Origin of the sequence: Lactiplantibacillus plajomi (assembly GCF_005405405.1) — a bacterium.
GTDB lineage: Bacteria > Bacillota > Bacilli > Lactobacillales > Lactobacillaceae > Lactiplantibacillus > Lactiplantibacillus plajomi.
On record NZ_BJDZ01000012.1, the window covers coordinates 57,886 to 79,084 of the forward strand.

General features: G+C 51.0%; 17 protein-coding genes. 14 read left to right on the forward strand and 3 right to left on the reverse strand.

What is annotated here, in order from left to right; all coding sequences use genetic code 11:
• The first annotated feature begins 432 nt into the window (after positions 1–432).
• The 14 genes from yaaA to FFM82_RS06775 all read left to right on the forward strand — a co-directional run bounded on the left by yaaA (position 433) and on the right by FFM82_RS06775 (position 16,449).
• On the forward strand, positions 433–666 hold the full coding sequence (yaaA, locus tag FFM82_RS06710; RefSeq protein WP_137645093.1) for a S4 domain-containing protein YaaA: 234 nt from the start codon (positions 433–435) through the stop codon (positions 664–666).
• Positions 667–1,791 carry a DNA replication/repair protein RecF gene (gene recF, locus FFM82_RS06715; RefSeq protein WP_137645094.1) on the forward strand — a complete coding sequence of 375 codons (1,125 nt, stop codon included), beginning with the start codon at positions 667–669 and terminating at the stop codon, positions 1,789–1,791. It abuts the gene before it with no gap.
• Positions 1,788–3,734 (forward strand): DNA topoisomerase (ATP-hydrolyzing) subunit B, encoded by a 1,947-nt coding sequence (gene gyrB, locus FFM82_RS06720; RefSeq protein ID WP_137645095.1) that lies wholly within the window; start codon positions 1,788–1,790, stop codon positions 3,732–3,734. The genes recF and gyrB overlap by 4 nt, the downstream gene beginning before the upstream one ends.
• A gap of 66 nt (positions 3,735–3,800) precedes the next feature.
• The gene (gene gyrA, locus FFM82_RS06725; RefSeq protein WP_137645096.1) at positions 3,801–6,368 is read left to right on the forward strand and encodes a DNA gyrase subunit A; all 2,568 of its coding nucleotides are present in this window, start codon (positions 3,801–3,803) and stop codon (positions 6,366–6,368) included.
• Between the two features lie 271 nt (positions 6,369–6,639).
• Positions 6,640–6,939 carry a 30S ribosomal protein S6 gene (rpsF, locus tag FFM82_RS06730; protein ID WP_137645097.1) on the forward strand — a complete coding sequence of 100 codons (300 nt, stop codon included), beginning with the start codon at positions 6,640–6,642 and terminating at the stop codon, positions 6,937–6,939.
• A gap of 34 nt (positions 6,940–6,973) precedes the next feature.
• Entirely contained in the window at positions 6,974–7,567 is a 594-nt protein-coding gene (ssb, locus tag FFM82_RS06735) for a single-stranded DNA-binding protein (RefSeq protein ID WP_137645098.1), read from the forward strand.
• Between the two features lie 35 nt (positions 7,568–7,602).
• The gene (rpsR, locus tag FFM82_RS06740; RefSeq protein WP_125072224.1) at positions 7,603–7,839 is read left to right on the forward strand and encodes a 30S ribosomal protein S18; all 237 of its coding nucleotides are present in this window, start codon (positions 7,603–7,605) and stop codon (positions 7,837–7,839) included.
• Positions 7,840–8,008: 169 nt separating this feature from the next.
• Positions 8,009–10,021: a DHH family phosphoesterase gene (locus tag FFM82_RS06745; protein ID WP_137645099.1), complete on the forward strand. Its 2,013-nt coding sequence runs from the start codon at positions 8,009–8,011 to the stop codon at positions 10,019–10,021.
• A gap of 11 nt (positions 10,022–10,032) precedes the next feature.
• Positions 10,033–10,485, forward strand: a complete 453-nt coding sequence (gene rplI / locus FFM82_RS06750; RefSeq protein ID WP_137645100.1) for a 50S ribosomal protein L9 — start codon at positions 10,033–10,035, stop codon at positions 10,483–10,485.
• 14 nt (positions 10,486–10,499) lie between these two features.
• Positions 10,500–11,927 carry a replicative DNA helicase gene (gene dnaB / locus FFM82_RS06755; protein ID WP_137645101.1) on the forward strand — a complete coding sequence of 476 codons (1,428 nt, stop codon included), beginning with the start codon at positions 10,500–10,502 and terminating at the stop codon, positions 11,925–11,927.
• A 130-nt stretch (positions 11,928–12,057) separates the two neighbouring features.
• Positions 12,058–13,284 (forward strand): MDR family MFS transporter, encoded by a 1,227-nt coding sequence (locus FFM82_RS06760; protein ID WP_137645102.1) that lies wholly within the window; start codon positions 12,058–12,060, stop codon positions 13,282–13,284.
• A 21-nt stretch (positions 13,285–13,305) separates the two neighbouring features.
• Complete coding sequence (gene proB, locus FFM82_RS06765; RefSeq protein WP_137645103.1) at positions 13,306–14,103, forward strand: glutamate 5-kinase; 798 nt, start codon at positions 13,306–13,308, stop codon at positions 14,101–14,103.
• Positions 14,104–14,126: 23 nt separating this feature from the next.
• Entirely contained in the window at positions 14,127–15,377 is a 1,251-nt protein-coding gene (locus tag FFM82_RS06770; protein ID WP_137645104.1) for a glutamate-5-semialdehyde dehydrogenase, read from the forward strand.
• 304 nt (positions 15,378–15,681) lie between these two features.
• Entirely contained in the window at positions 15,682–16,449 is a 768-nt protein-coding gene (locus tag FFM82_RS06775; RefSeq protein WP_137645105.1) for a Cof-type HAD-IIB family hydrolase, read from the forward strand.
• A 65-nt stretch (positions 16,450–16,514) separates the two neighbouring features.
• On the opposite strand, the gene pgmB is transcribed toward FFM82_RS06775, so the two are convergent.
• The 3 genes from pgmB to FFM82_RS06790 form a co-directional block, all read right to left on the reverse strand.
• Entirely contained in the window at positions 16,515–17,186 is a 672-nt protein-coding gene (gene pgmB / locus FFM82_RS06780; RefSeq protein WP_137645106.1) for a beta-phosphoglucomutase, read from the reverse strand.
• Between the two features lie 12 nt (positions 17,187–17,198).
• Positions 17,199–19,922: a glycoside hydrolase family 65 protein gene (locus FFM82_RS06785; RefSeq protein ID WP_137645107.1), complete on the reverse strand. Its 2,724-nt coding sequence runs from the start codon at positions 19,920–19,922 to the stop codon at positions 17,199–17,201.
• Positions 19,923–20,599: 677 nt separating this feature from the next.
• Positions 20,600–21,037 (reverse strand): pyridoxamine 5'-phosphate oxidase family protein, encoded by a 438-nt coding sequence (locus FFM82_RS06790; protein WP_137645108.1) that lies wholly within the window; start codon positions 21,035–21,037, stop codon positions 20,600–20,602.
• Between the last annotated feature and the right edge of the window lie 162 nt (positions 21,038–21,199).

Genomic DNA, 21,199 nt, shown 5'->3' on the forward strand with positions numbered 1-21,199 from the left:
GTCATTTCAAGCTGAAATGACGGGGCTTTTTAACGCGTGTAAGTAATGCTAAGGCCATGGGCAGCACGCTTTTTAACAGTGCTGTAACTATTGAAGTTCGTGTAAATGCATAAACTAGTCGTTACGGAAATCGGCTGATTATGGATCGGGTGACGGATTGTTAGGTTGAAGGGCGGGCGTTACCCCTGAATTTTGCGGTAAAAAATCACGGAACTTTTAGCAAAAACGCAAAATTCGGGAATTTTAGCAAATTTACCCCCGGGTTAGTACCCCGACATTAAAATGGCTTAAATCGGCTTAAAATGGCTCTGAGCACGGTTACAAATTGAATTTTCATGAAAAAACAAGTATAATATAACCTGTTGAAGCGTGTCTTTTGACGCGTTAATAGATGCTCGATAGCTTGTGAGGAAAGGTTAGGCAGGTGACATTGTGAAACAGCCAGTAGATATCAGAACGTCCTACATCACGTTAGGACAGCTTCTGAAAGAAACGGCCATCATTGGATCGGGTGGTCAAGCAAAGTGGTTCTTAAAAGAAACGACCGTTCTCGTGAATGGTGAACCAGATGATCGGCGGGGTCGTAAACTTTATCCGGGCGACACGATTGAAGTTGCGGACAACGGATCATTTTTTATTCGCTCGGAACAAGAAACGACTGATTAGATGTACTTAGAAAATTTAACGCTGCATAATTTTCGCAATTACGCTGATTTGGACGTGACCTTTGACCGCGGTGTCAACGTGCTGCTGGGGCAAAACGCCCAGGGCAAGACCAACTTGTTGGAAGCCATCTACGTGTTGGCATTAACGCGCAGTCACCGGACGGCCAACGACCGCGAACTGATTCGCTGGCAGCACCAGACGGCCCTGTTAAAGGGGCGGTTGCACCGCGCCACCGGTAGTGTGCCGTTAGAGCTGACCCTGGGAAAACGCGGCAAGCGCGCCAAGGTCAACCACCTGGAACAGGCGAAACTATCGCAATACGTCGGCCAGTTAAACGTCATCGTGTTCGCCCCGGAAGACCTGTCGATCGTCAAGGGCGCACCGTCGATTCGGCGGCGCTTCATGGACATGGAGTTCGGCCAAATGAGTCCGAAGTACCTTTATAACCTGAGCCAGTACCGTGCAATTTTAAAGCAACGGAACCTCTATTTGCGGCAATTAAGCCGCCACCAGGTCAAGGATAAGGTGTACCTCGGCGTGTTGTCGGATCAGTTAGCCGCGTTTGGCGCCGAAATTATTCATAAGCGCTTGGAACTCCTGGGCCAACTTGAACAGTGGGCCCAGGGCGTGCACAGCGAAATTACGCAGCAGCAGGAACAACTGACTTTCCACTACGTCACACAGGTTCCGACCGAGGATCAAACGTCGGTCGACCACCTATACGAAACCTTACAAAAGTTATACGCCCAGCAGGAAGCAAAGGAAATCTTTCAGGGAACGACGTTGATTGGTCCGCACCGCGACGACTTACAATTTAGTGTCAACGGCAAAAACGTTCAGACGTTCGGTTCTCAGGGCCAGCAGCGGACGACCGCGTTATCCGTCAAGTTAGCGGAAATCGACCTGATGAAGGCCGAGACCGGGGAATACCCCGTTTTACTGCTTGACGATGTCTTGTCGGAACTCGATGCCGACCGCCAGACCCACCTGTTGACGGCGATTCAAGATAAAGTGCAGACCTTTTTGACCACCCCGAGCCTAGACGGCGTGGCGCGTCAATTGATCAACGCACCCAAAGTATTTAATGTTAATCACGGTATTTTACATGAGGAGGAACCGCATTGACCGAAAACGAAAAAGAAACCAAACTTGAAGAGGCCCGTGAATACGATGCCAGCCAAATTCAAGTCTTGGAAGGGCTCGAAGCTGTTCGGAAGCGTCCCGGGATGTACATCGGGACGACTAGTAGCCAGGGGCTCCACCACTTGGTTTGGGAAATTGTTGATAACGGGATCGACGAAGCCTTAGCGGGCTTTGCTAACGTGATCCACGTAACGGTTGAAAAGGATAACAGTATTACCGTTACCGATAACGGACGCGGAATTCCGGTCGATATTCAAAAGAAGACCGGGAAGCCGGCCCTTGAAACGGTTTATACGATTCTGCACGCCGGTGGTAAATTCGGCGGTGGCGGGTATAAAGTTTCCGGTGGGCTCCACGGGGTCGGGGCGTCGGTCGTTAACGCGCTGTCATCCGAACTGGACGTCAAGGTAACCCGGAACGGCCACGTCTATTACATGGACTTTGCCCGCGGGAAGGTCAAGACGCCGATGAAGATCATTGGCGATGCCAGTGACGATGACCACGGTACGGCGGTCCACTTTGTGCCGGATCCGGATATTTTCCGGGAAACGACCACTTACGACATCAACGTTTTGACGACCCGGATTCGTGAGCTGGCGTTCTTAAACAAGGGCTTGCGGATTACGATTCGCGACAACCGGCCGGATGAACCGACTGAAGACGACTTCTTGTACGAAGGTGGGATCCGCCACTACGTTGAATACCTCGATAAGAATAAGAACGTGCTGTTCCCGGACCCGATTTACGTTGAAGGGGCGCAAAAGGGCATCACGGTGGAAGTTGCCTTACAATACACCGACGACTACCATAGCAACTTAATGACCTTTACGAACAACATCCACACCTACGAAGGTGGGACCCACGAAGAAGGGTTTAAACGGGCACTAACGCGGGTCATCAACGATTACGCGCGGAAGAATAACCTGTTGAAGGAAAACGACGCCAACCTTTCCGGTGAAGACGTCCGTGAAGGCATGACCGCGGTTGTCAGCGTGAAACACCCCAACCCGCAATTTGAAGGGCAAACCAAGACCAAGTTAGGGAACTCGGATGCCCGGGCAGCCGTTGACCGGCTGTTTTCAGAGCATTTCAGTAAGTACCTGATGGAAAACCCGAGTGTCGCCCGTAAAGTGGTCGACAAGGGCTTACTGGCCTCTAAGGCGCGGGTTGCCGCTAAGCGAGCCCGTGAAGTGACCCGTAAGAAGAGTGGGCTGGAAATTAGTAATCTACCTGGTAAGTTGGCGGACAACACCAGTAAGGACCCGGAAATCAGTGAATTATTCATTGTCGAAGGGGATTCCGCCGGTGGTTCCGCTAAGCAGGGGCGTTCGCGGTTAACGCAAGCGATTTTGCCGATCCGGGGGAAAATTTTAAACGTTGAAAAGGCCAGCATCGATAAAATTTTGGCCAACGAAGAAATTCGCTCGCTATTTACGGCGATGGGGACCGGCTTCGGTGGCGACTTTGATTTGAGCAAGGCCAACTACCATAAATTAATTATTATGACCGATGCCGATGTCGACGGGGCCCACATTCGGACCTTGTTGCTGACGTTGTTCTACCGTTACATGCGACCGTTAGTGGACGCCGGGTTCGTGTACATCGCCCAACCACCGCTGTACCAAGTACGGCAAGGGAAGTTCGTGAAGTACATTGACTCCGACGAAGAACTGAGCGAAGTGTTAGGGCAGTTAGCTCCTTCACCAAAGCCGGTCGTTCAACGGTACAAAGGGTTAGGTGAAATGGACGCGGAACAATTATGGGAAACGACCATGGATCCGGACAAGCGCCGCTTATTGCGGGTTCGTGACGAAGACGCCGCGGACGCTGATGGGATCTTCTCGATGTTAATGGGTGACCAGGTTAAGCCGCGGCGCCAATTCATCGAAGAGAACGCGACCTTTGTTAAGGATCTGGACGTCTAGTCACGTGCTGACTAACGGCTTGCGCTTTAACAAACAACAACGGCAGTCAAGAAGGAGGACACTACTTTGGCTGATTCAGATTTATCGAACAATCGAATAACAGACGTGAACCTCTCCAAGACCATGCGGACGTCATTTTTAAGCTACGCAATGAGTGTTATCGTTGCGCGGGCGTTACCGGATGTGCGGGATGGTTTAAAGCCAGTTCACCGCCGGATTCTTTACGGCATGAGCGAACTCGGGGTCACTCCGGACAAACCTTATAAGAAGTCTGCCCGGATCGTCGGCGACGTCATGGGGAAGTACCATCCCCACGGTGACTCCGCAATTTACGAATCAATGGTACGGATGGCCCAGGACTTTAGTTACCGGTACATGTTAGTTGACGGTCACGGGAACTTCGGGTCGGTCGACGGTGATGGTGCCGCGGCGATGCGGTATACCGAAGCCCGGATGAGTAAGATCGCGGTTGAAATGTTACGTGATATTAATAAAGACACGGTTGATTGGCAACCCAACTACGACGATACCGAACGGGAACCCGAAGTTTTACCAGCGCGCTTCCCGAACCTGCTCGTTAACGGGGCAACTGGGATCGCCGTTGGGATGACGACCAACATTCCGCCGCATAACTTGTCCGAAGTTATTTCGGCCATTCACATGCTGATGGATAATCCGGACGCAACGACGACCGACTTGATGGAAGTCTTACCCGGTCCCGATTTTCCAACCGGTGGGATCGTGATGGGGAAGTCCGGGATTCGCCGGGCTTACGAGACCGGTCGCGGTAACATTATCGTCCGCGCTAAGGTCGATATCAAAGAAGAAAAGAACGGCAAACAGCGGATCATCGTTAACGAGTTACCGTACATGGTCAACAAGGCGAAGCTGATCGAACGGATCGCCTCGTTAGCCCGTGATAAGGAAATCGAAGGGATTACCGACATCAACGATGAAAGTGACCGCGAAGGGATGCGGGTCGTGATTGACGTGCGGCGCGATGCGAGTGCTTCGGTGATCTTAAACAACCTTTACAAGATGACCCTGATGCAGACCAACTTTGGCTTCAACATGTTAGCCATCGTTAAGGGTGCGCCGAAAGTGTTGAGCTTGAAGCAAATCTTGACGTACTACTTGGAACACCAAGAAGACGTGATTCGCCGGCGGACACAATTCGACTTGAAGAAGGCCCAAGCACGGGCCCACATTCTAGAAGGGTTGCGCATCGCGCTCGATCACATTGACGAAATTATTCGGATCATTCGCCAGTCGCAAACTAGCGAAATCGCGAAGAACCAGTTAATGGACAATTTCGGCCTATCTGATAAGCAGGCCCAAGCAATCTTGGACATGCGATTAGTGCGGTTGACTGGTTTGGAACGTGAAAAGATCGAGAGTGAATACCAAGACCTCTTGAAGGCCATCGCTGACTACAAGGCCATCTTGGCTAGTCGGGAACGGATTAACCAAATTATTTACGAAGAATTGCTTGAGATTCAACGTAAATTTGGCGACCCGCGCCGGACCGAGTTGATGGTCGGGGAAGTCCTGAGTATTGAAGACGAAGACTTGATCGAAGAAGAAGAAGTTGCGGTCACGCTGACCCATAACGGCTACATTAAGCGGCTCCCAACGACTGAATTTAAGTCGCAACACCGTGGTGGTCGCGGTATTCAAGGGATGGACGTGCACGATGACGACTTCATCGAACACTTACTGACCACGTCGACCCACGACGTGCTGCTATTCTTTACCAACGCTGGTAAAGTTTACCGGATGAAGGCTTACGAGATTCCGGAATACGGCCGAACGGCGAAGGGAATTCCGGTCATCAACTTACTGGGTGTTAACTCCGGCGAAAAGATTCAGGCGGTGGTTAACGTTTCCGGTAAGGCGGATGATACTGACAAGTACCTGTTCTTTACGACCGTTAACGGGGTCGTTAAGCGGACGCCGGTTCAAGAATTCGCCAACATTCGTAGTAACGGGTTGAAGGCCATTACGTTGAAGGACGGCGATGAACTGATCGGTGTGCGGATTACCGATGGCGACCAAAACGTCATTATCGGGACCCACGATGGTTACGCGGTCAGCTTCCAAGAAGAAGCCGTTCGTTCAATGGGCCGGACCGCAACCGGGGTCCGCGGGATTCGGTTACGGGATAACGACTTCGTAATCGGTTTTGATGTCCTGAAACCGGACAGTAAGGTCTTTGTTATCACCGAAAAGGGTTACGGCAAACAAACGCCGGCCGCGGAATACCCGATTAAGGGCCGTGGCGGTAAGGGAATCAAGACCGCTAACGTGACCGACAAGAACGGGCATTTAGCTGGGTTGACGACCGTTACCGGCGATGAAGACATCATGGTCATGACGGACCAGGGGGTCATGATTCGCTTCGGCATTACGACCGTGTCACAAACTGGACGTTCGACCCTCGGGGTACGATTGATCCGGTTAGATGACGGTGGTAAGGTGGCTACGATGGCAAAGGTCGATCCGGAACCAGTTGAGGACGACCAGCCGGATGAGACTGCTGAAACGACCGCAACCGAAAACGACGGTGCGACGAGTGAAGCAGCACCTACCACGCCGGATGAACAAGCAACACCAAACGATGATGATCAAGCATAGTTAAGTTTTAAAAAATTAGGTTGCTAGCGTTGGCTGGTAACCTAATTTTTTTGAAATATTTCCCGGGAAATAAAATGATTTTGCGGCTAACTTTACGAAATTAAACCATGTAACGGGTTCCATGATCTTTTGAGTTAGTCGGCCGCAGTACCTTGCAACAATTGGAATGAGATGCTATACTTGTAATTCGTGAGTATCTAAGTAGCCCTTAGATTACTTTCCTTGCTCTTCAAAAAGAAGGGCCTGAAGTCCATAAGGAGGTGCAAATTTCATGAGTGAATCAAAGAAATATGAAATTACTTACATCGTACGTCCCGACATCGACGACGCTGCCAAGACAGCTTTAGTTGATCGTTTCGACAAAATCTTAACTGATAACGGTGCGCAAGTAATCGATTCAAAAGATTGGTCAAAGCGTCGTTTCGCATACGAAATCGGCGGTTTCAATGAAGGTACTTATCATATCGTTAACTTAACGACGACTGATGACACGCCTTTAAACGAATTTGATCGTCTTTCAAAGATCAATGATGACATCTTACGTCACATGATCGTTAAACGCGAAGACTAATAAACGATACTAATTCAGAGAGGAGCGCTTCTGCATGATTAACCGTACAGTTCTTGTTGGCCGACTAACAAGAGATCCGGAATTACGTTACACGAATGGTGGTGCCGCCGTTGCGTCATTTACCCTCGCCGTTAACCGTAGTTTCACGAACCAAAATGGGGAACGCGAAGCTGATTTCATCAACTGCGTCATCTGGCGTAAAGCTGCTGAAAACTTTGCGAACTTTACCCATAAAGGTTCACTTGTTGGGATCGATGGCCGGATTCAAACCCGGAATTACGAAAACCAACAGGGACAGCGGGTATACGTGACGGAAGTCGTCGTTGATAACTTCTCATTATTAGAGACCCGCGCTGAGTCTGAACGTCATCAGGCTGCTAACAACGGTGGTAACAATAATTACAACAACGGTAATTCTGGTTACAACAACAATAATAATGGGTTCCGTAATCAAGGCCAAAACGCTGCTCCTCAACAACCATCATCCAACAACAATAACAATCCGTTCGGTAACGGTAACGCTGCTAGTTCGGCACCTTCCAGTGCAACTAACAACAATAACCAGGCCGACCCGTTTGCAAATAACGGGGACCAGATTGACATCTCGGATGATGACTTACCATTCTAGTAGCTTAGCTACGGAGACCGAGGAGGGAAATACCAATGGCACAACAAAGAAGAGGTGGCCGTCGTCGTCGTAAAGTCGACTTCATCGCCGCAAACCATATCGAATACATCGATTATAAGGATACTGACTTATTACGTCGTTTCATTTCAGAACGTGGGAAGATTTTGCCACGTCGTGTAACGGGGACTAGTGCTAAGAACCAACGTTCTTTAACTATCGCCATCAAGCGTGCACGGATCATGGGCTTATTACCATTCGTATCCGAAGAATAATTCAGTTATTCCAAAAGCCACAGCCATCGGCGCTGTGGCTTTTTTGTACCCTGAGGGGCGAAGTAGCGCGCGCGAAATGTTCCCACGGCTTGGCGAGTAATCGCTGAAGCTGCTAGGCGATTGTGATAAAATATAGTTATTACTGAAGAATTATTGAGGGATTTTTAAAATGAAAAAAATTTTTTCGCGCGAAAAAATTCCATTTTTCTTACAAAATCAACAGTTGCGGCTGCTAGCGTTGGTTATTTTTGGGTTGTCCCTAATCACGTTAGTTACCGGCTTTTTAATGAACTGGATTTTCGGAACGATTATCTTGATTTTAATCATTATGGCCGGGGTCATGTCGTATAACACGTTGATTGAGTTGAGTTCGAGCGCTAACGAGTACATTTCCGATTTGACGTACCGGATTAAACGGGGCGAGCAGGAAGCCCTGATTCAGATGCCAATTGGGGTTCTGATTTTTAACGATGACGATACGATCGAATGGGTCAACCCGTATTTACAACGTTACTTCGGCGACGAAGACCTACTGGGTTATAAGCTGGCGGACGTGGACGCCGCGTTAGACGCCACGATCCGGGCTAACCTGGATGAACCCACGACGATTCGCTGGAAGGACTACCAGTTTGACTTACGCGTTCAGCAGAGTACCAATACGGTCTACATGATGGACGTGACCAAGTACGCTGAACTGACCGACCAGTTTGAAGCCGGTAAGTTAATTATTGGCCAGATTTTCTTGGATAACTACGATGAAATTACGCAGTCGATGGCCGATACCGACATTTCAAACTTAAATAACTACGTGACCAACGAGTTATCGAAGTGGACCCAGATGTTCGGGATGTATCTCAAGCGGCTGGATGACGACCACTTTTTCTTACTCGGTTACGCCAGCAGCTTACAGCGGGTCGAGGAAAATAAATTCCGGATTCTTGACCGGATTCGTGAATCGACTTCCAAGCAAAACTTCCCGTTGACTTTAAGTATCGGGATTGCTTACGGCGAACGCAACATGAATAATCTGGCCGACCTGGCTCAGAGTAACATGGACCTCGCGTTGGGCCGTGGGGGTGACCAGGTCGTAGTTAAGGCTGAAGACGAACCGGCCCGTTTCTACGGTGGCAAGACCAACCCGATGGAAAAGCGGACCCGGGTACGGGCGCGGATGATCAGTCAGACGTTACAAGAGCTGATGAACCAGTCCGACCAGGTCTTTGTTCAGGGGCACCACCAACCGGATATGGACGCGGTCGGGGCCTGCTTAGGGATTCGCCGGATTGCCGAAATGAATGGCAAGCAGTGTTGGATTGTCTTGGATGAACAAAACGTGCATTCCGATATTCAACGGTTGTTAGACCAGCTGAAGACCGATGAAAAAATCGAGTCGGCCATCATTTCGCCGGAAGAAGCCTTGGAAAAGGCGACCGACCAAAGCCTGTTGATCATGGCGGACCATTCCAAGCCAAGTATTTCGATGTCGCAAGCCCTGTACGAACGGTTGGAAAACCGCGTGATGATCATTGACCATCACCGCCGGGGCGAAGAATTTCCAGAAAACCCCGTTTTGGTTTATATTGAACCTTACGCCTCGTCGACTTGTGAGCTGATTACCGAAATGTTCGAGTACCAGTCGCACGACGCGGAACCAATCAATAAAATTGAAGCGACGGCGATGCTGACCGGGATCGTGATCGATACCAAGTCGTTCTCACTACGGTCAGGTTCACGAACGTTTGACGCCGCCAGTTACCTGCGTTCCGCGGGAGCCGACGCGTTGCTCGTACAACAGTTTATGAAGGAAAACGTCGATAGTTACTTACAACGGAACCACTTGATCGAGTCGGTCGAGTTCGTTAACCAGGACATGGCCCTGTGTGTCGGCGAAAATGACCAGGTTTACGATCCGGTCACGGCGGCCCAAGCAGCGGATTCGCTGCTGTCGATGTCCGGCGTGGACGCGTCGTTCGTGATTACCCGCCGTGAAGATGGCCGCGTCGGTATTTCGGCCCGTTCGTTGGGTGAAATCAACGTCCAGGTTTACATGGAAAAACTGGGGGGTGGCGGTCACTTATCGAACGCTGCAACCCAAATTGAAGGGAAGTCCGTGGATGACGTTAAGCAGGAACTGATTGACCTGCTAACGGCGACGGATGAAACAACACCAGAATCTAATTAGGAGTGAGCAAGATGCAAGTTATTTTCTTAAGCGATGTTCGTGGCAAGGGTAAACGGGGCCAAATTAAAAACGTTCCCGACGGCTACGCCCAAAACTTTTTGATCAAAAAGGGGTTAGCCAAGGAAGCCACTAAGGGTGCCGTAGCCACTTTAAAGGCAGAACAAAAAAATGAAGCGGCTAAGGCGGCTGAAGAACTCGCCGACGCTAAAAAGACGAAGGTTTCGTTGGAAGCTGACGAAACGGTGGTTGAATTGAAAGCCAAGGCCGGGACGGACGGGCGTTTATTCGGCTCGATTCCTAGCAAGCAGATTGCAACCGCGTTGGCTGACCAGTACAACGTTAAGTTAGATAAACGTAAAATCGAATTACCAGATCCAATCCGGGTTCTGGGTTACACGAACGTGCCCGTTAAGTTGCACCCGGAAGTTACGGCTAAGATTCGCGTGCACGTGGTCGAAAAGTAAAAAGGGGACCGTAAATGAACAATGATGTGCTAGATCAAACACCGCCCCAAAATATTGAAGCTGAAAAAGCGGTACTCGGGGCGATTTTCCTAAATAGCGACGCGCTCGTTGAAGCGATGGAGTTTGTCGAGGCGCAGGACTTTTACCGGCGCGCACATCAGATCATCTTCGCAAGTATGGTGACGTTAAACAATCGCGACGAAGCCATCGATGCGGTGACGGTCAGCGACCTCTTGACGGCCCAAAATCAGCTCGATGACGTTGGTGGCATGAGCTACATCGCCGAACTGGCGGGTTCGGTCCCAACGGCCGCTAACGCCGGGTACTACGCAAAAATCGTGGCGCAAAAGGCGACGGTTCGGCGGCTCATTAAAACGGCGACCGAGATCACCCAGAAGGCTTATACCGAAAGCGACGACGTGACGACGCTGCTCGATGACGCCGAACGCGACATCATGAGCGTGTCCGAGCAACGTAACCAGAGTGGTTTTAAGTCGATCAACGACGTTTTAAATTCGTCGATTGAAGAAATTGACCGCTTGTACCAAAATAATGACGATATCACCGGCTTACCGACCGGCTTTACCGAACTGGATAAAATGACGGCCGGCCTGCAGCCGGATAACCTGATTATTTTGGCGGCCCGGCCAGCCGTCGGGAAAACCGCCTTTGCGTTGAACATTGCCCAAAACGTGGCGACTAAGACCGACACGACCGTAGCCATTTTTAGTTTGGAAATGGGGGCCGAATCGCTGGTCAACCGGATGCTTTGTGCGGAAGGCAGTATTGATGCCGGCCATTTACGGACCGGGCAGTTAAACGAAGAAGAGTGGGAACACTTAGTGGTGGCCATGGGGAGTTTATCCAAGGCCAGCATCTACATTGACGACACCCCCGGTATCAAAATGTCAGAAATCCGGGCGAAAAGTCGCCGGCTCGCGAAGGAACAGGGCAACCTGGGCCTAATCGTGGTCGATTATTTGCAATTGATTGAAGGTGGTAACACCGAAAGCCGGCAACAAGAAGTGTCCGAAATTTCACGGCAGATGAAGAAGTTGGCTAAGGAACTTGGTATTCCGGTCATCGCACTGTCACAGCTATCCCGGGGCGTGGAACAACGTCAGGATAAGCGGCCGGTGCTATCCGATATCCGGGAATCCGGATCGATCGAACAAGATGCCGACATCGTGGCCTTCCTTTACCGGGAAGATTACTACGACCGGGAAGGCGGCGACGATGACGACGGCGGCAATTTCGGTGGCGGTGGTGACTTCAACGGTGGCGACCCGCGTGACGACGATGCCTCGCAGGACGTTGGGGAAGTTGAAGTGATTATTGAAAAGAACCGTGCTGGTGCCCGAGGGACGGTTAAGTTATTGTTCGTCAAACCGTTTAATAAGTTTTCGTCAGTCTCCTACGCCCAGGATCCCCAGCAGGGCTAAATAAAATGAAGTGAACGTCTTCTTGAGTAACCGCTCGGGAAGGCGTTTTTATTCGTCAGCGCCCCCTGTTATTTTGATTAATGTTTGCTATGATTAAAAGTAGATTAATTTACTATGAGGTGGTGATGTCATGGCTAAAAAGCAGGCAATTGCAACACCCTGGCTAATCGCCGGGCAATTCATGAACAACATCGGGATGAGTTTCATTTGGCCATTAACGACCATCTACATGCATAACGTGTTGGGAAAGTCGTTGACCGAAACCGGGGTCGTTTTACTCCTGAACTCGGTGGCGAACGTGGTGGCCAGTACGCTTGGCGGTCGGATCTTTGACCGCGGTAACCCGTACTACTTACTGTTGATGGGGATTATTTTAAACGGCGGCGCAAACTTTATGTTGATCTTCCTACATAGCTGGCCGTGGTACCCGATTTTACTGGTGGTGACCGGTTTTGCCGCCGGCTGGTTGAATACGATGTTTAACGCGCTGGCTGCGGGGGTCCCGCGCGACAAAGTACGGCGGACGTTTACCTTGATGTACCTAGCGGCAAACTTAGGGGTCGTCTTCGGGACGATGTTCGTGGGAATCGTGTACAGCATGGGCATGGCCCTACTGTTCTCAATGACGACCGGGCTATTCGTGATTTTCTTGATTATCGCGTTATTTGAATACAACGTTGCACCGGGGAACGTGACCGGGGTCGACCCGCGGCAAGCGCGCGATATCAAGTTACCACGGGCGAACTTTCGGATCGTGTGGACCTTCTTCATCAGCCTATTCATTATTTGGTTGTTATACGAACAATGGGTCAGCAACCTATCGGTGTACATGACGAATTTAGGGATGCCGTTGCGGAATTACAGTTTCTTGTGGACGATCAACGCCGGGTTACTGGTGCTGATTCAAAGCTTACTGAGTTTACTAGGCGATCGGATCAAAAGCTTGTACCACCAATTCTTCTTCGGGATGTTATTCGTGGGCTTGTCGTTTCTATCCTTAGTCAGTGCCCACGATTACGCCCACTTCATCTTTGCGATGGTCCTGTTGACGATTGGTGAAGCAACCTGGTCACCGGCGATGCCGACGCTGGTCAGTCAATTATCGCCAATTGCCGCGAAGGGCCGCTACCAGGGCTTGGTCCAAGCGTTTAGCGCCCTCGGCCGGTCGTTAGGGCCGTTATTTGGTGGGGTCATCATTGATAATTGGTCCTACAAGACTTTGTTTTTATTGGCGTTTGTGGTTTTATTAATAGTGTTAGCAGCCAATATGGGAATCGTGCACGTCAACCAGCGGGCAACGACGAATTATATGGCGCAAGAAATTAAAAGTGAACGTGTTTCACGTGAAACAAAATAATTGAGAAGTTGGTGGCAAAAAGTGAAAGCAGTGCGAAACTTACGGGCCAAGCGGGTCGTCATTAAGGTCGGAACGAGTACGCTGGTCTATCCGGACGGGGCAATCAACCTGCGCGCGATTGACCAGTTGGCCTTCGTTGTCAGTGCGATGCGGCACCGTGGTCGCGAAGTCGTCTTGGTATCTTCCGGGGCAATCGGGGTTGGCCTAAATTACATGGGGTTGAAGCAGCGGCCAAAATTGATTCCAGAACAACAGGCGATTGCCGCAATCGGCCAGTCGGAACTGATTTCGATTTATAAGGAACGCTTCGCGATTTACGAACAAAAAATCGGCCAGTTATTACTGACGCGCGACATCTTCGTGTACCCGGAGAGTCATCGCAACGTTTTGAACACGTTTGAAGCGTTGTTGCAGCAAAACATTGTACCGATTGTTAATGAAAACGATACGGTCGCGGTTGACGAATTGGATCACGAAACCAAGTTCGGTGATAACGACCAGTTGTCGGCCATCGTGGCGACGAATATCGGTGCCGACCTACTGATTATGTTGTCGGATATTGACGGCTTTTACACCGGCAATCCGAACGCGGATGCGAGTGCCCAGTTGCTTAGTCACGTCGAAAAAGTGAACCAGCAGACGTACGACTTAGCGGGGGGCAGTGGCAGTCGCTTTGGAACCGGGGGGATGGTCACTAAGCTTAAAGCCGCGGAACGGATGATCAAGGCCGATGGGCAGATGATTCTCGCTAACGGTGAGGACCCAACGATTATTTTTAAAATTTTAGCCGGCGAAGCGGTCGGCACATTATTTGGCTAATTAAAGTTTAGGAGGAATTTTCCATGGAGAAGGCAACTACCGATTTAAATCAGTTAGGCCAACAAGCGCAGCAAGCCAGCTACGGTTTGGGGTTATTAACGACCACTAAGAAAAACGACGTGTTGTTAGCGATGGCGCAGGCGTTACTTGATCAGCAAGACGCCATTTTAGCCGCGAACGCTCGCGACCTAGAAAACCCGCAGGTACTGGCTAAGTTTATCGACCGGTTAAAGCTGACGCCGCAACGAATCGCGGACATGGCGACCGGTTTGAAACAAGTGGCGGCGTTGCCGGATCCAATCGGTAACGTTGACCGTGCTTGGCGCAACGAAGCCGGTCTGACGATTGCGAAGGAACGGGTACCCTTAGGGGTGATCGGCATGATTTTTGAAGCGCGGCCCAACGTAACGGTCGACGCTTCCGCGCTGTGCTTTAAGACCGGAAACGCGGTCATTTTACGGGGTGGTAAGGAAGCCATTCATTCGAACTTGGCGTTAGTCAACGTCTTACGCGGGGCGTTAGCGGCACAGGACGTTGATGAAAACGCGATTCAGTTGATTCAAGATACCTCCCACGAAACGGCCGGAAAATTCATGCAACTGACCGACTACATCGACGTGTTGATTCCGCGCGGAAGTGCTCGCTTGATTCAAACGGTGCTGACGAAGGCGACCGTACCGGTTATTGAAACCGGTGCCGGGAACTGCCACGTTTACGTGGATAAGGACGCCCAGCTGAAAATGGCGACCGACATTGTGTTGAACGGGAAGGTCCAACGGCCATCCGTCTGCAATGCGACTGAAAAGCTCCTGATCCACAAAGACGTTGCGGCGGCTTACTTGCCATCCATGATTCAAGCGTTACGGGATAACGGCGTTGAAGTTCGCGGGGACGCGGCCACTCAAGCCATCGTGCCCGACGTGGTCCCGGCGACGGACGCCGACTGGGGCACCGAGTACAACGACCTGATCATTGCCGTGAAGGTGGTTGATTCAGAAGCCGCGGCGATTGCGCATATTAACCAGTATAATACGCAGCATTCCGAAGCCATCGTTACCGATAATTACCGGGCGGGCAAGGTTTTCCAGCAACGGATTGACGCAGCCTGCGTGTACATTAACGCCTCGACCCGCTTTACGGACGGTTTTGAGTTCGGCTTTGGTGCGGAAATCGGGATCTCGACGCAGAAGTTACACGCCCGTGGGCCAATGGGCTTAGCGGAATTAACGTCGTATAAGTACGTTATTGATGGTAACGGCCAAACGCGGCGCTAGCATTTACGCAAAAATTGCGGTCATTTACAAAAAGTTTACACAAAATTGATAGTGAGGCCGCTAACACTATGGTTATTATTAAGTGTACTTCTTAATCAGCACCCCGCGATTATGTCATTAGGAAGTATCCCCGTCAATCCTTAAGAGACGTAAAAAAAGTCATGACTTGCCTTGATTGGTCATGGCTTTTTTTGATGGCGTTAATCGAATTGAGCGGCTGCTTTTCCCAGCAATCTGGTAAGCGGCGTTATAATGGAAAGGTACTAACCGTTTGATGGGATTTGATATCATGGGAGGTCTTCATTTGTATCAAGCAGTTGTATTTTTTGATTTGGACGGGACGCTGATGCGTGATGATAAGACGGTGGCGCCCAGTAGTGTGGCTGCGATTAAGCAGCTAAAAGCCAACCACGTTTTGCCGGTGATTGCGACCGGGCGCAACGTGTTTGAAGTGGCGGACATCATGGCCGCGACCGGAATCGACTCGATCGTTAGTGCCAACGGGAGTTACGTCGCTTACCAGGGGAAGTTCTTGTCGGCCCACGAGCTGGACAAGGACCTCTTGGCGGACGTGACCCACTTCGCTAACCGTCAGCAGCAAGCTTTGGCTTATTATAATAACGCCGGTTTTGCGCTAAGCCATAAGGATGCGCTGACGGTAACTAATTACCGGGTGCTTAAGCAACGGGCCACAATTGACCCAGCCTTTTATCAGCACCACCACATTAATTTCCTGCTAACCTTTGACCCGTTTGTCGGTGACCAGTACCGGCGGCGTTACCGGGGGCACCTGAGTTTTGTCCGTAATAATCCGCGGGCGCTCGATACGATGGCCTGGGGTGTGTCGAAGGCGGTCGGGATTCACGACATTTTGACTAAGGCCCACCTGACGAACGTGCCAACGTACGGTTTTGGTGATCAGCTGAACGACGTTGAGATGTTTGACACCGTACAGACGCCGGTCGCAATGGGCAACGGTAATCCAATCGTTAAAAAGATGGCCGCGTACGTCACGGCGGATAATATGCACGACGGGATTAAATTAGGCTTACAACACTTTGGCTTAATTTAGCCGTTATCAAAAAGGACCAGTACTTCAGAATTTAACTGAAGCACTGGTCCTTTTTCAGTGGCGGGTTAGGCTAAACGTTGTTGAATATTAGCTAACGTCAACTGGGTCGTATCGGTAAAGTTAATGGCGGCCGCACTTAGGATTTGCGGGTCGCCGATGCCAATCGAAGTTTCGCCGGCCGCGTTGATTGATTGTACGCCGGCCGCGGCGTCTTCCACCCCGATACATTCGCCGGGTTGGAGGTCGAGAATTTCAGCCCCGCGCCGGAAAATTTCGGGATCGGGCTTGCCATGGGTCAAAGTTGCCGGGTCGACCGCTTTCGGGAAGTAGTCGCTCAAGCCTAATTTTTTAAGGACTAACGGCGAGTTCTTTGAAGCGGAAGCTAATGACAATAAGTAGCCCTTTGCCTTAACAGTCGCTAGAAAATCCTGAATTCCCGGTAAGATGTTGGCGGGTGTCATTTGGTTGACCAGTTTCAAGTAGTTGTCGTTTTTTTCGGTCGCTAAGGCTTCTTTTTCGGCTTCACTGAAGTCGTTTTCCTTGTGATCCTTTTTTAAAATCAGGTTTAGCGAGTCCATCCGACTGATGCCCTTCAAGGCGTCGGCCAACTCGTCGTCCCAAGTCACGCCAACTTTATCGGCCACTTGGTGCCAAGCCTGGCTATGGAATACCGACGTATCGGTGATGACGCCGTCTAAATCAAAAACAAAGCCTTTAATATCTGCAAATTTTGTCAATCGAAGTTCCTCCTAATTCGTCTCGTAAGCCACCGTCTGAGGTTGGTGAGCTTTTAAGTGGTAGTCCTGACCCACAATGGTGATGGTGCAATCCGCGTCCGCACTAACGGTAATCTGGGTTGCCGTAACCGTAAAGTCGTAATGGACGCCACGGAAGTCGTGCTTAAAGTGGAGCTTTTGCCACTGTTCGGGTAGTTGGGGACTGACCCGTAGTTGGTTGCCGAACGGACTGACCCCACCAAAGTTACGGGTCGTCAGGTTGAGGGTTGCACACATCACGCCGAGGTGGATTCCTTCGGCGGTCGTGCCACCCTGAATGTCGTAATAGTCGGATACGAGCGCGTCTGAGAAGAGTTGCCAAGCCTCATCGTAATTCCCGTCCAATTGCTCCAAAACGGCGTAGACGATGCGTGACAGCGTTGAGCCGTGGGTCGTCCGCGCGAGGTAGTATTGAATGTTATGGGTCAGGTAAGCTGCGGGTAGCTGGTAGCCCATCTTGGTAATGAGGGCGTGGACCGTGCTGACGTCGAAGTTATAAAAGGCCATCAGCGCGTCGGCCTGCTTAGCAACTTGGTAGGCGTCGGGGGTCTTACCTTCGGCCTTCAAGATGCGGTCCATCCGTGAAATGTTGCCGTATTTTTGTTGGTACTTGCGGAAATCGAGCGCGGGTAGCTTGAAATAGCCCGCAAATTGGGCGATAACGCCACTGCGGTTGATTTCCAACGTTAAATGTTGACTGATTGTTTTCATCTTAGTGGCCAGCTGAGCGTCAAAGTGAGCGGCGCTGGCAGCCTGTTCGTAAGCCGCTGCGGGCAGCGTTTTTTTAAGGGCACTGACGGTGTTGAACAGCCAAGCAACCATAATATTGGTGTAGGCGTTATTCGTCAGACCGGCCTGGTCACTGTTCGGGTAGTTTTCATGGAATTCATCGGGTCCCATGACCCCCCGAATACTGTAACGGCCGGTTTGCTGATCGTAAGTGGCCTTACTGATCCAAAATGCGGCGATTGAGAGCAGCATTTCCATCCCGTAACGGCTAAGGAAATCCTGGTCGTGGGTCGCGTGAACGTAAAACCAAACGTTATAAGCAATGTCCAGGGAGACGTGGCGTTGCAAGCGACTATTATCCGGATCCCAAGTCTTGGTCAGCGGATTTAAGTGGGTGAACTGCGACTGTTCGTCCCCCGTTTGGGCAGATTGCCACGGGTACATCGCGCCGCTAAAGCCGGCCGCTTGTGCATTTTGACGCGCAGCGGGCAGGCGGCGGTAGCGGTAAAGTAAGAGTTGTTTAGCGAGTTCTGGGCGGTGCAAGGTGTAGAACGGTAAAATGAACATTTCGTCCCAGAACACGTGTCCCCGGTAAGCTTCGCCATGTAAGCCCCGGGCGCCAACGGAAGCGTCGATCTGCCCGCTTTCGATTGCGGCGGCGGACACAAAGCTGTGGTACAAGTTGACCCGTAGCATCCGTTGACTCGTCAAGTCGCCGTCAACCTGAATATCGGCGTCCCGCCAAGTTGCTTGCCAATAGGCGGTGCTGGCTTTGACCGTATTGTCAAAACTGGACTGGTGCAGCTCAGCACTGACTTCAGCGAGGACGGGAGCCGTGGTTGAAGAACCGGTTGCGATGACGACGTTTTTGTCGAACGTGTAGGTCTGACCAACCCGGACCGCTAACGAAACCGTTTGGCGAACGCCCGCGGGCTGATCGCTAGTTTGACCGGTTTGGGCCACGTCGACGTCCGGACTGGTTAGCTGACTGGCGACCGTGTAAGTACGGTGCGACGTCCGCGTTTGACCGGAAAGGGCGATGGTATCGCCATGTGACGCAATCCCCAACGTTTGCAGGTGGTGTTGGTCAAAAACATTATACCGACTTACATTGGCGTTGACAACGCTTCCATCGATTTCAGAGTAGATTTGTAAACTACCGGAGAAATTGAGTGGCGTGACCCGGTAACGGATGCTGTAGCGGTGCCAGTCGTGCATGTTCGCAATTTTTTGCACTTGGACGCGGACCTGGTGACCGGAAGCCAGGCGGACGATTTCGGTCGTGGTTAACAGCCCGGTTTTGAGGTCAAGACTACGATAGACGTCTTGTAAATCGTGCTTGTTGGTGGTGTAAGGTGTTTGGTGATCAACGCCAAAGGTCATGAACTGGGCGTTTGGTAAGTTGACCAGGTCTTCGTTGGTAACGTCCTTACCTTGAATTTGGGTGGTTTGCTGGTCGTAGAGGCCGGCCACGTAGGTCCCGGGATAATTGTCCTTGTCGGCGTGACTTTCGACGTAGGCGCCTCGTAAGCCAAAATAACCGTTGCCGATGGTCAGCATGGCTTCCTGGCCGTGATTACGGGCACCGAAGTATTGGCCGTAGTAGTCGAGGTGCCAGCGTAAGTAGGCGGCTTTTTGCTGGACGGCCTTGGTGAGGCCGAGCCGTTGAACGGTCGCCTGGCTAACGACCGGGATGTTCAGCAGGTTGGTTAGGGCCAACCCAACGTCGATGCGGTCGTAGTTGACGCCGACGATGGTATCCGAGAAGGGATAGTTAAGGCCGTTTTCGAGGATGGCGGCGTCAAATTTCAACCCGGCAAGGCGGACCTTGATGTTTTCGAGGTTTTCGCCGATTGTCTGGTCGGGATTATAAGTGATGAGGTAGTGGGCACGCGCCGGTTGTTTTGAATCAGGATGGTAGGCGATGTCCATGGCGTCATTTTCAATTCGTAATTTAATCAGTTGCATTAGCTCACGCTCCTTAATTAATGACTAAATAAGTGCAACAGTCATAAGAATGAAAATAATCGTTCCGTAATCAAGCCTAGACCCTTTTGAAAAGTCAGGCAAATAATCGACCGGCGAACCGCATGGCGGAGTTAAGAAAATAGGGGGAGATTTTGAAGGTGAGGGAACAAAGAGTGCGTAGGGAGGCGAGTAACTTACGAGTACTAACGTAGAATCAGCACTTATCCCGGGCTTTGGGATGGGTGCTGATTCTGGGTTAGACGGAGTAAGTTGCCGACCGGAGCACGTTTCGGCCGCGCAGCCAAGTAAGCCATGATGCGGACTTTGCATTGTGGGACTAGCGTAGCAGGCACAGGCGTCAGCCACCCCGAGCACGTTTCGGCTACGTAGCAAAGTATGCATGGTGCTGGTAACGTAGCTAACCGCAGGCCCCAGTCTGGCGCGAGCACGTTTCGGCTACGCAGCCAAGTAAGCCATGATGCGGGCTTTGCATTGTGGGACTAGCGTAGCAGGCACAGGCGTCAGCTGCCCCGAGCACGTTTCGGCCACGTAGCCAAGAACGGATGGGTGCTGATTCTGGGTTAGACGGCGTAAGTTGCCGACTGAAACATGTTTTAATCAAAAAAGTACCACCGCCCGCGAACGGTCGGTGGCACTAAGCAATTAATGATGTTTGTCTATGGTTTCGGTCGAAATTCATCGATAAGTTCTAAGTGATCTAACTGCATCATCTTGCGAACTTTGATGGCACTCGTTTGAAATTGTAAAATGACGGGATCTTTATAGGCTAATTGACGCTGGAAGTCGTTCAATTCTAGGTGCCAGTCCTGCTCGAAGGCGTCGTTGCCAACGAAACTGAGGCGTCCCTTTAATAGGACGGACGAATAGCTTTCAACATCGTAACAAAATAGACACGCGCGCTTGCTAGCCTGAATGTTTTGCGCGGTCGTCGTTTGACGGCTCGTGTAGAAGAGCATCCGCTCAAGGCTACGCGAAGACGGCAACGGACTTAGAGCAACCATCGTAGGGAACTGGTTCGCGTCGACGGTTGCGAGCGTAAAAACGGGGGCCGTTTGAATCATATGTAGCGCGGCTTGTCGTGTGGTATGGTGCATGGTACCACCCCCTTTGAAGTCTAGTATGCCGGAAAATAGCGTGATTGTCATGCTAGGCGCACACTTTTCCTGAAGGTGAAAAGAATCGCTAGTTAAGCGTTAAAAGGTGGGGCACGCAAGCGGTCCTCGTATAATGGGCTTAACAAAAGAAAGTGGCATTGG

Coding starts and splice junctions, on each gene's coding strand:
- recF (WP_137645094.1), top strand. CDS start 667: ATGTACTTAGAAAATTTAACGCTGCATAATTTTCGCAATTACGCTGAT.
- rpsF (WP_137645097.1), top strand. CDS start 6,640: ATGAGTGAATCAAAGAAATATGAAATTACTTACATCGTACGTCCCGAC.
- ssb (WP_137645098.1), top strand. CDS start 6,974: ATGATTAACCGTACAGTTCTTGTTGGCCGACTAACAAGAGATCCGGAA.
- rpsR (WP_125072224.1), top strand. CDS start 7,603: ATGGCACAACAAAGAAGAGGTGGCCGTCGTCGTCGTAAAGTCGACTTC.
- FFM82_RS06745 (WP_137645099.1), top strand. CDS start 8,009: ATGAAAAAAATTTTTTCGCGCGAAAAAATTCCATTTTTCTTACAAAAT.
- rplI (WP_137645100.1), top strand. CDS start 10,033: ATGCAAGTTATTTTCTTAAGCGATGTTCGTGGCAAGGGTAAACGGGGC.
- dnaB (WP_137645101.1), top strand. CDS start 10,500: ATGAACAATGATGTGCTAGATCAAACACCGCCCCAAAATATTGAAGCT.
- FFM82_RS06760 (WP_137645102.1), top strand. CDS start 12,058: ATGGCTAAAAAGCAGGCAATTGCAACACCCTGGCTAATCGCCGGGCAA.
- FFM82_RS06770 (WP_137645104.1), top strand. CDS start 14,127: ATGGAGAAGGCAACTACCGATTTAAATCAGTTAGGCCAACAAGCGCAG.
- FFM82_RS06785 (WP_137645107.1), bottom strand. CDS start 19,922: ATGCAACTGATTAAATTACGAATTGAAAATGACGCCATGGACATCGCC.
- FFM82_RS06790 (WP_137645108.1), bottom strand. CDS start 21,037: ATGCACCATACCACACGACAAGCCGCGCTACATATGATTCAAACGGCC.